Raw genomic sequence first — 14,530 nt, forward strand, 5'->3', positions numbered from 1 at the left:
GACTGGATAAACTGACTCGCAGACGATCTAGCGCGGTCTGATCTCCGCATATTTCACCATCGCCTTGTCGAACTTCCGCTTGAACAGCCACATCGCGCCCAAAATCTCGCGGAAGGTCGCCGAGCTTCGCGCCCGGTCGACCTTGCCGAAGGCGAAGATGCTGTTGTTGCGCAAGTGCTTCATGATGGTGGGATTGGACACCCTGGTGTTCAGCAGATCGCCGGACCTCAGCGCGGCTCGCGTCGGCGTCGGGATGATCTGGATCAGCTCGAACAGCTTCATCTGCTCGATCGGATCGGGCAGCGTCTTCACGATCCCGGGGATTTCGGCAAACAGCTCCGCATGCGCGTTCATGAGGCCGTCGCGGACGTTGGTCCAGTGATTGAAACGGCGGTCGGTGCCGCGGGACCGCGCCTCTTCCTTGTCGTCGCGCGCGTTCAACGCTGGATCGATGGCCGCGATCGTGCCCTTGATCGCCTCCCATTTGCGCTGGCCGTTGCGGTCCTCGGAGGGGCCGGTCTGCAGGCTGCCCATATAGGTATTCGAGCGTGCGTTGCGGACGTTCTGCTTGCCGTTCGTCTCGGCGTAGAAGAGTCCGAGGCTGATGCGGCCCGCGGCCTCGGCGTCAGCAGGCGCAAGCCCTTTGGCGCGCGCAATCGCGGTGCCAAGATCGACGACGTCCTTGAACGGTGTCGGCGAATTCTGAGCGCTCGCGGGCGGCGCCTCCATGATCTCGAAGATATCGGCATATTCGTCGACCAGCGGCTCGATCGCGGCGTCGAAATAGGCCGGAGGGATCCCGAACTTGTTCGGCTGGCCGATCCGCGACGGCATGGCATCGGTCAGATCCTTGTAGGTGCTGATGACAGCGACGCGGGCGAGATAGAGCGCCTGGCCCGGCAGGTTCGGCAGCGGCTGCTTGGTCTCGATCTGGCGGCGCCGCTCGGCAAGGATCGACTTGAACTCACCGAGCGCGTGCTCGTAAGCGGCTGATGCCTCCGACTGCGCCGGCGTCGGTGCGCCTTGTCCCGAAGCGGGCGTTATGAGGAACAGGGCCAGCGCCGCAACGGCGGCATAACATCGTATTGGCATCGCGAGGTTCCCGGGCCTGCCGATTCGGCTTCCGTGGAGATCGTAAGCCCCAAGGATGCGGGTTGGCGAGGGGTGGCCGGGAGGAGGGATGGGCCCACTTTTCACCGCACAACTTTACGATTCGGTAGCGCCCGACCTGCACAATGTACCGCAATGTCCCGGGGGCTAGGCGAGGCCTTTTACGCGAAGTTTATCATCTTCGCTAACCAAGCGCTGGTCCCGGCGAGTGTTTCGTCTCATGCCCCTTTTGACTCTCGTCAATCATTTTTCCGCGAACCGTCGAGAAGGCTTGGCAATGCCGGATTTTGGAATGGTACAGCGCCTTGGCCGGCTCCTGTCGCGATGGCAGCGCGACTCCCGTGCGAACGTCGCCGCCATCTTTGCAATCGCGCTCGTGCCGCTCATTGCGTCGATCGGATGTGCCATCGACTACAGCATGGCGACGCGGATCAAGGCGAAGCTGCAAAGTTCCGCGGATGCGGCGAGCGTGGCCTCGATCTCGGTCAACTCGGCCGGCTACAACGCCGCGATGGCAATGACGTCGAACGGATCGGTTGCCGCCGGCGTTACGGAAGCTAACAACATCTTCACCGGAAACGTTACCGGGTTCGCCAACAGCTACACCAATCTGGGTGTGACGAGCACCGTCACCAAATCGGGATCGAGATTGTCGGCGTCCGTGCAATTCAGTGCAGACGTCCCCGTCACCTTCATGCAGCTTCTCGGCTACCACAAGCTGACCGTGACCGGCAGTTCGTCGTCGTCCACGACGCTGCCGCTGTATCTCGACTTCTATCTGACGCTGGACGTCTCGGGCTCGATGGGCCTTCCCTCGACCACCGCGGAAGCCCAGCGCATGCAGTCGATCAATCCCGACAACTACCGGCAATATCCGACGGGCTGCACGTTGGCCTGCCATTTCTCGCCGCAGAACAGCGCCTGCACGGATTCCGGCACGCAAGGCTATCCCACCAACAATTATTGCCTCGGCTACGCGATCTCGCGCGTCAGCCAGAGCGGGTACAGGGGCCTGCTCAGCCCCAAGGCCACCAATCCCATGGGAGTTCAGCTGCCGTCCTCGATCGTCTCCGGACTGCCGAATTCGCTCTACTCAAATCTCGCGACGGTGGCGAACTGCCCGACCGACGGGACCGATTCCTGCATCCAGCTGCGGCTTGACGCCGTCGGCTATGCGGTGAACCAGCTGTTCGTCACGGCGAACAATACGGCGAGGGTGACGAACCAGTTCCGCATCGGCCTCTATCCTTTCATTCGCTATCTGTACTCGTATTTCCCGTTGACCAGCAGCATCAACGGTTCGACGACCAATCCGTCGACGATCAACTATGCCGCGGCCAATCTGGCGACGCTGCTCGATACCAACATGAATGCGAGCCTCGGCTCGGGCGGCACGCATATCGACACGGCATTGTCGAGCGTGAACACGCTGATCACGAGTGTGGGCGACGGCAGCGCGTGGAACAACACGCTGCCCTATGTCTTCCTCGTCACCGATGGCGCGCAGGATCCGCAGGTCAAGGGCGTTCCCAACGGGTCCTGGTCGGGCAGCAACCATGCCACCACGATAAACCCGGCCACATCGTGCACGCCGCTGAAGAACCGCGGCATCATCATCTCCGTGCTGTATATCCCCTATCAGAAGATCAATCCGGTCAACGCGTCCTTCGCCGGCGACGAGGACGATTACGCCAACTGGAACATCCCGAACATTCCGGCCAGCCTGCAGAACTGTGCCTCTCCGGGCTTCTTCTACACCGCGAACACACCTGCCGACATCACGGCGGCGCTGAACGCGATGTTCAATCATGCGGTCCAGGAGGCCCGCATCACCAACTAATCCGCTGCCTGATAGGCTGGCGCTGACGTTAGGAATTTTGCATAGACATCGGCGTCGGGCGGCAGGAAATGTCCTTTGAGCCCGCCGCGCTTGTGGGCCTTTGCGCCGATGTCGGCCATCAGCTCGTCGAAATGCCGGTAGTGATAAGGTGCGACACACAGGCCGCCATAGACGCCGGCGGCCGGTCGCTCCACCCGCTTGAAGTGCAGCATCATCTCGATGTTGTCGCGCATCTGTCGCTCCGTCGGCTGGTTCGCGAGCTGTCCATCGGCATAGCGCACCAGCCAGTTGGCCGCGAGATCGGCGCAGAGCACGGTGCAGAAGGACGAGTTGAAGCCGACGAAGCCGAGGTCGGGCAGGTCGGGGTTGGCGATCAGGCGGTAGAGCCGGTACTGCCCGTCCGCATCGACCAGCCTTTGCTGATAGGCCTCGGGAAGGAAGGGCACGCCGAGCTTGTAACCGATCGCGAGAACCGCGACGTCTGCACCGATGCGCTCGCCGCCGCTCATCACGATGCTGTCGCGTTCATAATGATCGAACGTGCCGAACACCGCCTTGATGCGGCCGTCGGCGACCATCGGGTAGAAGCCGGGCGTCGCGATCGGCACCGAGCAGTTGACGCCATCCTCGATCCGCTGTTTCGGCACCATCTTGCACTTGCCAAGCTTGAGCTGCGCTTTCAACAGGCTCTCGAGGCCGCGCCAGTTCGCCCAGATCAGGGGCGCAGCGAGACGGTACGCGAGCCGTGACATCGCACCGAGGCCCCAGCCCGGAAACATCTCCTCCTGCGCGCGGATATAGAGGATGCGCTTGAAGTTCACGAGCCCGCCGATGAAATAGGGGATGCGCCAGACCGGCTCGCGCATCACGATGGTGACTTCGCGCGCTCCCGATTTCACCGCGTTGACGGCAATGTCGGTCGCCGATTTCGATCCGCCGAGCACGACGACGCGGCGGCCTTTCGCAAGTGTGGCATCGCCGTATTTCGACGAATGCAGGATCTGGCCGCCCTCTGCCAGAAAGCCGTCCTCGCCCGGGCAATGCAGCTCCCGCGGCTCGTTGAACTGCCCGGTGCAAACAGCGACGAAATCGAAATCCTCGTTGCTGGTCGCGCCATCCTTGCCCGACAGGGCGAGCGTCCAGCCCGGTCTGCCGTCGGTGCGCCGCGCCATGCCCGAAACCGTCGTATTGAGGCGCAGCCTGCGGTCGAGACCGAAGCTTTTGGCGTAGTCGGCAAGATAAGCATGGACCTGCGGCCCGGTCGGCCATTCCGGATAGGTCTCGGGCATGGCGCGATCGGTGTAGCGGTAGAGATCCTTGGGGCTTTGGGTCTGCACCTCGGGGTAGGAGCGCGCCGGCTCCCAGACGCCGCCGAGATCGGCGCTGCGTTCGACGATGGTGACGTGGTGGCCGCGGGCGGAGAAGGCTTTCGCTGTGGCGAGGCCGGAGACGCCGGCGCCGATCACGCAGACATGCTTGGGGCTGACCATGGGATGGCTCGCAATCGTTGTGTTTTGCGCGCGAGCGGCCACGTTCGGCCGCAAGGTGCGGCCGGCGGGGCTGCAGGCAGGTGAATGTGAACGAGGAGGCGGGCGCCTAGTCGTTGGCCTCGGGCGGCAGAAAGTCGACCTCGTGCATCGCCGAGATGCGCACGACCTCGGCCGGGTCGGTCAGATTGTGCAGCTGGTTGAACAGCGCTTCCAGCTTCTGCATCGGCGAGACCCAGAACAGCGCGCGGCACGGCTTGTCCGACTTGTTGAAATAGCCGTGCGGAATGCCGCGGGGCATGCGCACGAGGTCGCCGGCATGGGCCTTGACCCAGACGCCGTCGAGCTTGAGGTCGAGCGTGCCTTCCTGCACCAGGATGAATTCGTCCTGAGTCGGATGGATATGCACCGGCACGAACTGGCCGGGATCGCTGTTGGTCTCGAACGCGAAGGTGGAGTCGGTGACGGCCTTGGGGAAGTAGACCTGCCCCAGGATGTTCCAGCTCTTGCCGCCGTAGCCCGTGCCGTTTGCAGTAATGCCCTTTTCGAGTGCAGTCATGGCTCGCCTCCTGTTGGATACCGGCGAGGATGGAGCTTCAGCCACATGCGAGCGGCTGTCTATCCGCTAAACGAATCCGGCCGTGGCTATTGCCCTGCAGCACGACGAATTTGCGACACGGCCCTTTTCGCGTCCCCGGAACTATTATAGGCTTAAAGCAATTCCGCGACGCGAAGCGTGGTCGATCATGTCCGCAGCCGTGCAGGAAATGAGCGCAAGGGCGCCCGCAGCCGAACGGCTTGCGGCGTTCGCTCGTGTCACCACCGATGATGTCGACGAAGCGGCCGAACAGATCGGTCATATTTTCTGTCCGCACGATCTCAAGCCGGCGCAGGCCCGTGCGTCCGGATTTTCGGCCCGGCACAATTGCGCAGCCTTCGACGGCTTTTCCATCAACTATGTCGGCTATGGCGGGACCGTCAGCATCGATCCGGGCTGCCTCGAACGCTTCTTTCTGGTCCAGGTCCCGCTCACAGGCAGTGCCCATATTCACGCAGGTGCCAGCGGATTCGACGTCGCGCCTGGCAAAATTGCTTCGCTGTTGTCGCCCACGATCGCAACGCAGATGATTTGGCGTGACTGTGCGCAAGCGATCTTGCTGCTCGATCGCCGCATGGTGGAGCAGCGTGCCGCGGCGCTGTCGGGCAGGGCGGCGGGCGCGGTCGAATTCGATCCCGTGATCGACCTCAGCGCGCCGTCGAGCCGGCATCTGCAAGCCAGCCTTGCCGAGCTGATGACGCTTGCCGAACGGCTGGGACCGTGCGGCAGGTTTTCACCGACGGCGATGGCCGGATGGCGCGAGGTGCTGCTCGATCGTCTGCTCAATGGCCAGCGGCACGGCCTGTCGGATGCGATCATCACGTTCTCGGGTCAAGCCGAGCGCCTGCCGCGCGCGCTCCGCGCTGCGCGGGACTATCTTGCTGACAATGCCGATGAGCCGCTCGATCTCGCGCAGCTCGCCTGCGCGTCCGGCATCGGCATCCGTGCGCTTCAGCTCGGCTTCCGCCGTCACTTTGAGATGTCGATCTCCGAGATGCTGCTCGATATCAGGCTTGCCAGTCTCCACGCCCGGCTCGCGAAGGCGTCACTCGACGTCTCGATCACCGACATCGCATTCGATCTTGGCTTCACGCATCTCGGCCGCATGGCCGGAGCCTATCGCGAAAAATTCGGCGAGACACCGTCGGCAACGCTGCGACGGCGCATGAGCTGAAGCCGATCACCTCGTCTCGCGATCCTCGCGCGCTTGTTTGCGTAAGAACCCCTCGACATCCGCCTGCACCGAATAAGGCGTCGGGATCGCATCGCCGGCGGCATCGACGGCGGTATCGAGTGAGCGGCGCAGCATGCGTGCGAGTTCGGCCTTCCGGTAGGGTTTTGCCAGCAGCGGCGCGCCCGTGGTCGCGCTTCCCGGCGCGTGCTGGGAATCGTGAGCGTAGCCCGAGGTGAACAGCACCCGCAGCGACGGACGCGCGGCCACCATCCGGTCCGCAAGCTCGCGGCCGTTGATGCCGCCGGCCATCACGATGTCGGTGAACAGCAGGTCGAACGGCGTGCCGCTGGCCGCAATCGCAAGCGCTTCGGTCGCGTTGGCGGCGGGGACGACCTTGTAGCCGAGGCTCTCGAGCTGGACCGTGACGTATCGGCGGACGTCGCGGTCGTCCTCGACGCAGAGGATGGTCTCGGTGCCGCCCACGATCTTGCGCGCATCATAGCTTGCGGGGCGCAACGCGCTGGTCGCTGCCTTCGGCAGATAGACCGTGAAGGTCGTGCCGCGGCCTTCTTCGGATTTGACCTTGATGCCGCCGCCGGACTGCTTGACGAAGCCGAACACCATGCTGAGCCCGAGGCCGGTGCCTTTGCCGACCTCCTTGGTCGAGAAGAACGGATCGAAGATCCGTTCGACGTGCGCTTGGGGGATGCCCGTGCCGGTATCGATGATCTCGATCTCGACATAGTCGCCGGCGTAGCCGGCGCCGACCGCAACGGCCTCGCGCACGCCGAACACCACATTGCGCGTCGTCAGCGTCAGGCGGCCGCCCTCCGGCATCGCGTCCCGGGCGTTGATGGCGAGATTGAGCAGCGCCGCGCTGAGCTGCCCGCGGTCGGCGTAGGCGAGCCAGACATTGCCGTCGAGCTTGCGCACGATCTCGATCTTCTTGTCGAACGTTGCCAGCAGCAGCTTTGAAAGCTCCTCGAGCAAATCGTTGACGTCGATCTCGGCCGGCTGCAGCGCCTGCTTGCGCGCAAACGACAGCAGGCTCGAGGTCAGCGCGGCGCCGCGGTCGGCAGCCTCGCTGATCAGCTTGGTGATGGAGGCGAGCGGCGGATTGTCCTTCACGGCCTCGGCCAGGATCTCGATCGTGCCCGTGATGACCGTGAGCATGTTGTTGAACTCGTGCGCGATGCCGCCGGTGAGCTGGCCGACCGCCTCCATCTTCTGGGACTGGATCAGCTGCTCCTCCGCCGCGCGCTTTTGCGTCACGTCCTTGACGAAGACGTTGATGACGGAGCGGTCACCGATGCGGAGCGCGGTGCTCGACGCCTCGATCAGGATGTCGTCGCCGGTTCGGTGCAGGATGTTTGCCTCGAAGCGGATGCCGATCGGCGTATCGCGGAGTTCCGGCAGGATGCGCATCATGCGCTGCCTGAAACCTGGGCGCAGCGGCTCGGCGACGAGCAAGTCGACGACGTCGGCACCCAGAGCTTCCAGCCGCGACCAGCCGGTCAGGGCCTCGGCCTGCAGGCTCCACTCCAGGACAATGCCGGTGTCGTCGGTCTGAATGAAGGCGTCGAGCGCGGTCCTGATGATGGCTTGCGTCATCTGAGCGCTGTCCGTGCGCGCCTGCTCAGCCAGTCGAGCGGCGAGGCCCTTGTCCTGTGACGTCGCAATGCTGCGTGCGCAAATGCGGGCGAGCAGCACCGCAACTGCGCCGCTTGCGAGCAGGGCAACGATCTGGGCAGCGCCGAAACCGTTGCCGGCCACGGCATAGGAGACAACGAGAGCCGCGGCGGTCACGACGGACTGCGCGGCCATCGCAAATGTCAGAAGCCGCCTGAGTTTCATGCTCCCACACCAAAGACGACAACCGCACCGGCCACCCGGTCCCGGCTGTCGCCTGATGTGAGCTACAGACTCCGCGCGGCGGCGTCGAGGGGCAATTTGAGGTAGTGTCGTCCTCCTGCCTTTCCTTTGGGTTCAACCCCCCGGGGCGAATGGCTCCGGCGCGAAGGGCGTGCATACAAGCAATGCGATTGACAGCTGTATTGAGGTGTGATCGTTCGAACTGACTTCCAGGAGTGCATCATGTCCCCCCCGCTCAACCGAATAAACAGCGACGAGCGTCTGCCGGCGCAGGCTGACGTCGTCGTCATCGGCGGCGGCGTCATCGGCGTCTCTGCGGCCTATCATCTGGCGAAGAAGGGGCTCTCCGTTGCCCTCGTCGAGAAGGGCCATGTCGGCGGCGAGCAATCGAGCCGCAATTGGGGCTGGTGCCGTCAGCAGGGCCGTGCGCGCGAGGAGATTCCGCTCGCGCGCGAAGCTTTGCGGCTGTGGGAAGACATGCAGAACGATGCCGGCGTCGATGCCGGCTTCCGCCGCACCGGCGTGCTGTTCCTGACCAAGAACAAGGACGAGCTCGCCGGCTGGGAGCGCTGGGCCGCCGTCGCGCGCGAGATGCAGGTGCACTCGACCGTGCTGACGCCGGCCGAGGTTGCCGAGCGCATGCCGGGAAATACCGACACATGGGTCGGCGGCCTGCACACGCCGAGCGACGGACGCGCCGAGCCATCGATGGCGGTGCCGGCGCTTGCGACGGCTGCGCGCAAGCACGGCGTCACCATCCATCAAGGCTGTGCCGCGCGCGGGCTGGAGACGACAGGCGGGCGCGTCAGCGCCGTCGTCACCGAGAAGGGCACCATTCGCACCCAGGCCGCGCTGCTGTCGGGCGGCGCATGGTCGTCGCTGTTCTGCCGCCGCCATGGCATCGAGCTTCCGATCGGTCTCGTCAATGCCACGGCGTGCCGGACCACGCCGGCGCCGGAGATCACCTCGGGCGCGCTCGGCACCGATCTTTACTGCATCCGCCGCCGCCTCGACGGCGGCTTCACGCTGGCGCTGCGCAACCGCGGCACGGTCGAGCTGTCGCCCGATTTATTCCGCTACGCGCGCACTTTCTGGCCGACCTATCAGCATCGCAAGGGCGGACTGAAGCTGTCATTCGGCAAGTCGTTCTTCGACCAGATCATGCGCGGCACCAGCTGGAGCTTTGACAAGCCGTCGCCGTTCGAGACCGAGCGCGTGCGCGATCCCGCGCCTGACATGTCGCTGGTTAGCGCGGCATTGGCCTCGCTGATCAAGGCGAACCCCGAGCTGAAAGACATCGAGATCGCTGAGGCCTGGGGTGGCACCATCGACTGCACGCCGGATACGATCCCGGTGATCTCGCCGGTTGATGCGCTGCCGGGCTTCTTCCTCGCCACCGGCTTCTCCGGCCACGGCTTCGGCATCGGCCCCGCCGCCGGCAAGCTCGCCGCCGACCTCGTCACAGGTGCGACGCCGCTGGTTGATCCCGCCGCCTATAGCCACAAGCGCATGATCGACGGCCGGCGGCTCGCGCCGGTCAGCCCGTTCTAAAGGCGCGGCATGACGGTTCTCTACAAGGCCAATCTGGTGCGCGGCGCGGAGTGGGCACGCTTGTTCGCGCAGCGCGCGCCCGACGTGCCGTTCCGGCTCTGGCCCGACATCGGCGATCCGGCCGATGTGCGCTATCTCGTGGCCTGGGTGCCGCCGGACGATATCGCACGGAGCTTTCCGAATCTCGAGCTGGTGTTCTCGGTTGGCGCCGGCGTCGACCAGTTCGACTTCACAAAACTGCCGCCGCATGTGCCGCTGGTTCGCATGATGGAGCCGGGCATCACCGACCGCATGGTCGAATATGCCTGCATGTCGGTGCTCGCGTTGCACCGGGACCTCGTGCAGTTTATCGGCCAGCAGCGCGAGCAGGTCTGGCGTGAGCTCCCCGCGATCTACGCGAGCGAGCGGCGTGTCGGTGTGATGGGGCTCGGTCTGCTTGGTCAGGCCGTGCTCGACCGGCTCAAATCGTTCGGCTTCCCGCTCGCCGGCTGGAACCGTTCACCGCGCAGCATCGACGGCGTCACCTGTTATGCGGGCGCGGACGCCTTGGCGGATTTCGTCGGGCAGACCGACATTCTGGTCTGCCTGCTGCCGCTGACATCGGAGACGCGCGGCATCCTCGACGCAAATCTGTTTGCGCGTCTGCCGCGTGGTGCACGCCTGCTCAATGTCGGCCGGGGCGGCCATCTGGTCGAGGCCGATCTCATCGCGGCGCTCGACAGCGGGGCGTTGTCGGCCGCCGTGCTCGATGTCGCAGAGCCGGAGCCGCTGCCTGCGGGCCATCCCTTCTGGAGCCATCCGCGCATTCTGCTGACGCCGCACATCGCCAGCACGACGAAGCCGGAAACGGCCGTCGACTACGTGCTCGACACCATCGCCCGTCACCGTCGCGGCGAAGCCCTGCCGGGCTTGGTCGATCGTCGTCGCGGTTACTGAGGGTGCGGTGGTGATGCGAACATCGGCGCGGATCTCGATGAATCTCGAGTGCCATATCAAGCGGCACGCTCGAACCATTCGATCGGCTTGCTCTTGGCGAAGTCGTTGACCTTGGTCGTGCGTCGCCGGGCGCGAGGGATGATCGCCCTCGCACGGCCGCCATTCGGTCGGTACAAGCGCCGCGCCGACTTCAAGCCGGAATAGGTCGGCATCTTGTTCTTCGCTTCGGGTGCCGTAGTTCTCCGGTTTTGACACGTATTAACCTATTGTGGTGAAACCTAGATATGCTTCTCGTGGTTGCGAGGGCGAGTCTGCTGCTTCGGCGAATTCTGATTTCGGCCAGCGGCAAATGTTGTCGGATTGCTCCTTGCCTCAAGGCGCCGGCTTCATGCCAACGCCCAGGCCATGCGGCGATTGTCGCCTTCGCAGCGGCAGTCGGAGCGACCAAAGCTCATTGGAGATCCAGTCGTGGTTCGCTTGCATGTCGAACGTTTCATTCGCAGCCGGATCGTTCGCCGATCCCTGGCGCTTGGGATTATCGCTCTCAGCGGATGGGCCCTGTTGCCGTATGTGACCTACCGAATCGCTCCCTCCGCCTATGTCAATGCCGAGCTCATGCGGGTGACTGCGCCGATGGCGGGTCAGCTCTCGTCAGATCTTCCACGCAAGGGTGAATATTTCGAGCACACCCGGATGGTGCCGCTGGTCGAGGCGCGTTCGCCGGATCGCCGGCACTTCATGGACCTTGACCAGCAGCTTGCCGTGTCCACCAAACGCGCCGAGCTCGCACGTCGGCAACTCGAGGAAATCGCCGAGCTCGATCGCAAGCTCCGCGAACGCAGCGACGACTATCGTTCGGGGATGGTGGCGCGCCTGAGCCACGAGATCGGTGAAACGGAAGTTGAAAAAGGCGGCTGTCTCGCTGAGGCGCGACAGCGGAACGATGTCGCGGGCCGGATGGAGAGGCTCGTGAAGCTCGGCATCAGTTCGCAGATCCGCTCCGGTGAGGCCCAGGCCTCGCAGGAGGCAACTGCAACGCGGTGCCAGATGGCCGATCAACGCCTGCAGCGCCTCAGGACGGAACTGGGGGCGGCCGAGAAGGGCATTTATCTTCGTGGCGATGCCAATGACGTGCCCTATTCTCAGCAGCAGCGCGAGCGGCTTGTCCTCCGCCGACAGGAGCTCGAGACGGACCTGTTGCAGAACAGCTCACGTGCCGCGCAGCTGGCCGCGGAAATCGCAGAGGAACGCGCTCGACTTGATCGTCTCGATCACTACGATCTGTCCTTGCCCGCGGCCCATGTGGTCTGGTCGGTCGCGGCCAGCCCGGGCTCGATGGTCACGGAAGGACAGTCGGTCTTCGACTTCGCAGATTGCGAACGGCGGTTTATCGTTGTTGAACTACCCGAGCGCGATTTCGAAAAGATCAAGGCCGGAGATGCGGCTACCGTCCGCCTGATTGGGAGCCGCGAATGGAAGACCGGCCAGATCCGGCAGGTCCGCGGATCGGCGGCGTACGGCGATGATCGGCTGCTTGCGGCTCGGGTGCCGCGGCCTGATCCCGGCAACATTACCATTGAGATATCGCTTCCGCCCAATGAGACGTCGGCCGACCGCAACGGCTCCTGCGATATCGGACGGCTGGCTGAGGTGCGCTTCGAGCGCAGAGCCGACGGCCTGCTACGATTGGTCAGCTCGAAGTTGAAATGGCTGACCGCTCGCCTGGAACTCGACCAATCGTCCCTGTGAGCGAGCTGTTCCATGCAGGCCATCACTCTGCCTTTCTCCCAGCTGTTCGCGCCGATGCTGGCCATCTTTGCTGTGATGTACCTGTTGGCGCCGACCTTCCCGGTCGCGCGCCCTTGGGCGCGTGTCGCGGTCTTCGTCGTGGTTTGGCTTGTGGTCGCCCGCTATCTCGAGTGGCGTATTTTCACCACCGTGCTGCCGGCAGGCGGGACCTGGTATCAGGTCGGCTGGATCTGGTTCTGCCTGTTCGTCGAGCTTCTGACCTTCACAGATCAGTTCATTCTCTATCTGACGTTCCTTCGCAGGACCGATCGTCGAAGCGAAGCAGATCAGCACGAGCGTCGGCTTCGCAGCCTGCCGGACGACGCGCTGCCCTCGGTGGACGTCTTTATTCCGACCTATGACGAGCCATTCGAGGTGCTGGAAAAGACGATCACCGGCGCGCTGTGTCTGGACTATCCAAACATCCAGGTCTGGGTCTTGGATGATGGTCGCAGGCCTTGGCTCAGGGCACTCTGCACGCAAAAGGGCGCCGGCTATCTCACGCGCGCCGACAACTTGAATGCCAAGGCCGGCAATATCAATCATGCGCTGACCAAGACGAGCGGCGAGTTCTTCGCGATCTTTGATGCGGACTTCGTGCCGCAGCGCAATTTCCTGATGCGCACGATGGGCTTCTTCGCTGATTCAAAGGTCGGAATCGTTCAGATCCCGCACGCCTTCTACAATGAGGACCCGATGCAGGCGAATCTCGGCCTGCACAGGGGACTGCCGGACGAACAACGGTTCTTCTTCGATTCCATCATGCCCGCGCGCGACGGCTGGGATGGTGCCTTCTGTTGCGGTTCCAACTCCGTCACCCGTCGCGCAGCACTCCGCGCGGTGGGCGATGCCTTGCCGACACAGTCCATTACGGAAGACATCCTGTTGACGCTCGTCCTGCTGCGCAAGGGATACGTCACCCGCTATCTCTGCGAACCGCTGGCGATTGGACTGGCGCCGGAAAGCCTTGATGCCTTTTTCGTGCAGCGGCAACGCTGGGCGCGTGGCGCGATCCAGACGCTGTACCTCGCCGCCGGCCCGCTCGGCCCCGGACTGGGCTTGATGCATCGGCTTCTTTTCTTTCCGACGCATTGGCTCTCATTGGGCTTGCGGGCGCTCATGGTTGTGGTGGTTCCGATCGTGTTCATGTGGACCGGCCTGGCGCCTGTCGTCGACGTCACCCCCGAATCGGTGTTCTACTACTTGTTTCCCGCGATCCTGGCGCTCAACGGCGGCATCTCCTGGTTTGCGCCGCACGTGCATTTTCCGCTCGCCGCTCAGGTGTCGGCGACGATCCAGAGCTTCAAGCTCCTGCCGACGGTGCTGGGGACTCTCGTCAAGCCGACGGGACATGCGTTCAGGGTGACGCCCAAGGGCGCTGCGGCGCGGCGCGCAAGTTACGCTGCGGAGATATTCTGGCCGTCGGCGATCCTGATGGCGTTGACGGTTGTCGGTGTGGTTCTGAACACGATCCCGGAATGGCGGATGATCGATCATCCGGCGGCTCTGCCGATGGTCGCCTTCTGGTCGGTCGTGAACGTCATCGTGCTTTTCTTCGTCTGCATGACCTCGCTGCAGGCGCGGATGGGACGTACCGAGGAGCGTTTCGACGTCGACGAAACGGTCCTGATCCAGACCGGGACCGGCGAGCAGCTCTCCGGGCGCGTGAGCAACATCTCCCTCTCCGGCGCCGGCGTTACGCTCGGCTCCGGCATCGACTGTCCTCGCGCCGGAGAACCGCTGCGCGTGCACATCATGCAAGTGGGTTGGGTCGATGCGGTGATTGCGCAACAAAGAAGCCGGCTCATCGGGGTGCGGTTCAAACTGCCGCAGTCGCTTGAACGAGACCTGCTGATCCGCAAGCTCTTTACCGTCGCGCGTCTGAAGCGGAACGATGTCGTCGCGTGCTCGGTGAACAGGGCGATGCTCAAGAACATCTGGTCAATGGCCGCGCCGTTGCCCCATATTGTTGCAGGCGGCGCGAAGCCCGCGCCGCTCTCGCCGACCGAGCGTCTGCCGGCAGAGAGCATGGTCATTCGGCCTCAACCGCGGACAGACGATTTTGCACATCTTGCCGGAGCTCGAAGCCTGCATCCGACGAGTTTCACCGAGCCTGGCTTTAGCCGAGTGGCCGGCACAGTGATCGAGGCCGTCGCGCCGAGCTGATTGCTGTG

General features: G+C 63.9%; 11 protein-coding genes. 6 read left to right on the top strand and 5 right to left on the bottom strand.

The annotated features are described in order from the left end of the window. Positions 1–27 precede the first annotated feature (27 nt). Positions 28–1,092: a hypothetical protein gene (locus ACNJX9_RS10905; protein ID WP_439408748.1), complete on the bottom strand. Its 1,065-nt coding sequence runs from the start codon at positions 1,090–1,092 to the stop codon at positions 28–30. A 310-nt stretch (positions 1,093–1,402) separates the two neighbouring features. On the opposite strand from ACNJX9_RS10905, the gene ACNJX9_RS10910 reads away from it, so the two are divergent. Further along, complete coding sequence (locus ACNJX9_RS10910) at positions 1,403–2,950, top strand: TadE/TadG family type IV pilus assembly protein (RefSeq protein ID WP_245316737.1); 1,548 nt, start codon at positions 1,403–1,405, stop codon at positions 2,948–2,950. On the opposite strand, the gene ACNJX9_RS10915 is transcribed toward ACNJX9_RS10910, so the two are convergent. Together ACNJX9_RS10915 and ACNJX9_RS10920 are read right to left on the bottom strand one after the other, a co-directional pair. Next, the gene (locus ACNJX9_RS10915; RefSeq protein WP_439408749.1) at positions 2,947–4,440 is read right to left on the bottom strand and encodes a flavin-containing monooxygenase; all 1,494 of its coding nucleotides are present in this window, start codon (positions 4,438–4,440) and stop codon (positions 2,947–2,949) included. The two genes, ACNJX9_RS10910 and ACNJX9_RS10915, sit on opposite strands and share 4 nt — an antisense overlap. A gap of 106 nt (positions 4,441–4,546) precedes the next feature. Beyond that, positions 4,547–4,996 carry a cupin domain-containing protein gene (locus tag ACNJX9_RS10920; protein ID WP_439408750.1) on the bottom strand — a complete coding sequence of 150 codons (450 nt, stop codon included), beginning with the start codon at positions 4,994–4,996 and terminating at the stop codon, positions 4,547–4,549. A gap of 187 nt (positions 4,997–5,183) precedes the next feature. Here ACNJX9_RS10920 and ACNJX9_RS10925 point away from each other — a divergent pair, with 187 nt between their 5' ends. Then, positions 5,184–6,209, top strand: coding sequence for an AraC family transcriptional regulator (locus tag ACNJX9_RS10925; protein ID WP_439408751.1), 1,026 nt, complete (start codon positions 5,184–5,186; stop codon positions 6,207–6,209). Between the two features lie 6 nt (positions 6,210–6,215). Here ACNJX9_RS10925 and ACNJX9_RS10930 read toward each other — a convergent pair whose 3' ends face one another. Next, positions 6,216–8,063, bottom strand: a complete 1,848-nt coding sequence (locus ACNJX9_RS10930) for an ATP-binding protein (protein WP_439408752.1) — start codon at positions 8,061–8,063, stop codon at positions 6,216–6,218. Between the two features lie 240 nt (positions 8,064–8,303). On the opposite strand from ACNJX9_RS10930, the gene ACNJX9_RS10935 reads away from it, so the two are divergent. Then, on the top strand, positions 8,304–9,632 hold the full coding sequence (locus ACNJX9_RS10935) for an NAD(P)/FAD-dependent oxidoreductase (protein ID WP_439408753.1): 1,329 nt from the start codon (positions 8,304–8,306) through the stop codon (positions 9,630–9,632). 9 nt (positions 9,633–9,641) lie between these two features. Then, positions 9,642–10,568 carry a 2-hydroxyacid dehydrogenase gene (locus ACNJX9_RS10940; RefSeq protein ID WP_057743131.1) on the top strand — a complete coding sequence of 309 codons (927 nt, stop codon included), beginning with the start codon at positions 9,642–9,644 and terminating at the stop codon, positions 10,566–10,568. Positions 10,569–10,624: 56 nt separating this feature from the next. On the opposite strand, the gene ACNJX9_RS10945 is transcribed toward ACNJX9_RS10940, so the two are convergent. Next, a complete protein-coding gene (locus ACNJX9_RS10945) occupies positions 10,625–10,780 on the bottom strand; it encodes a hypothetical protein (protein WP_439408754.1) in 156 nt (51 codons plus the stop codon). Between the two features lie 256 nt (positions 10,781–11,036). Between ACNJX9_RS10945 and ACNJX9_RS10950 the strand changes: the two genes are divergently transcribed. Beyond that, positions 11,037–12,317: an HlyD family efflux transporter periplasmic adaptor subunit gene (locus ACNJX9_RS10950; RefSeq protein ID WP_439408755.1), complete on the top strand. Its 1,281-nt coding sequence runs from the start codon at positions 11,037–11,039 to the stop codon at positions 12,315–12,317. Positions 12,318–12,329: 12 nt separating this feature from the next. Further along, positions 12,330–14,522, top strand: coding sequence for a glycosyltransferase (locus ACNJX9_RS10955; protein WP_439408756.1), 2,193 nt, complete (start codon positions 12,330–12,332; stop codon positions 14,520–14,522). Positions 14,523–14,530: the final 8 nt, after the last annotated feature.

It is taken from the genome of Bradyrhizobium sp. BLXBL-03, assembly GCF_051853015.1.
Classification (GTDB): domain Bacteria; phylum Pseudomonadota; class Alphaproteobacteria; order Rhizobiales; family Xanthobacteraceae; genus Bradyrhizobium; species Bradyrhizobium manausense.

What these genes read in the sequence shown, in the direction of transcription:
- ACNJX9_RS10905 (WP_439408748.1), bottom strand. Translation starts at nt 1,092, where the DNA reads ATGCCAATACGATGTTATGCCGCCGTTGCGGCGCTGGCCCTGTTCCTC.
- ACNJX9_RS10910 (WP_245316737.1), top strand. Translation starts at nt 1,403, where the DNA reads ATGGTACAGCGCCTTGGCCGGCTCCTGTCGCGATGGCAGCGCGACTCC.
- ACNJX9_RS10915 (WP_439408749.1), bottom strand. Translation starts at nt 4,440, where the DNA reads ATGGTCAGCCCCAAGCATGTCTGCGTGATCGGCGCCGGCGTCTCCGGC.
- ACNJX9_RS10920 (WP_439408750.1), bottom strand. Translation starts at nt 4,996, where the DNA reads ATGACTGCACTCGAAAAGGGCATTACTGCAAACGGCACGGGCTACGGC.
- ACNJX9_RS10925 (WP_439408751.1), top strand. Translation starts at nt 5,184, where the DNA reads ATGTCCGCAGCCGTGCAGGAAATGAGCGCAAGGGCGCCCGCAGCCGAA.
- ACNJX9_RS10930 (WP_439408752.1), bottom strand. Translation starts at nt 8,063, where the DNA reads ATGAAACTCAGGCGGCTTCTGACATTTGCGATGGCCGCGCAGTCCGTC.
- ACNJX9_RS10935 (WP_439408753.1), top strand. Translation starts at nt 8,304, where the DNA reads ATGTCCCCCCCGCTCAACCGAATAAACAGCGACGAGCGTCTGCCGGCG.
- ACNJX9_RS10940 (WP_057743131.1), top strand. Translation starts at nt 9,642, where the DNA reads ATGACGGTTCTCTACAAGGCCAATCTGGTGCGCGGCGCGGAGTGGGCA.
- ACNJX9_RS10945 (WP_439408754.1), bottom strand. Translation starts at nt 10,780, where the DNA reads ATGCCGACCTATTCCGGCTTGAAGTCGGCGCGGCGCTTGTACCGACCG.
- ACNJX9_RS10955 (WP_439408756.1), top strand. Translation starts at nt 12,330, where the DNA reads ATGCAGGCCATCACTCTGCCTTTCTCCCAGCTGTTCGCGCCGATGCTG.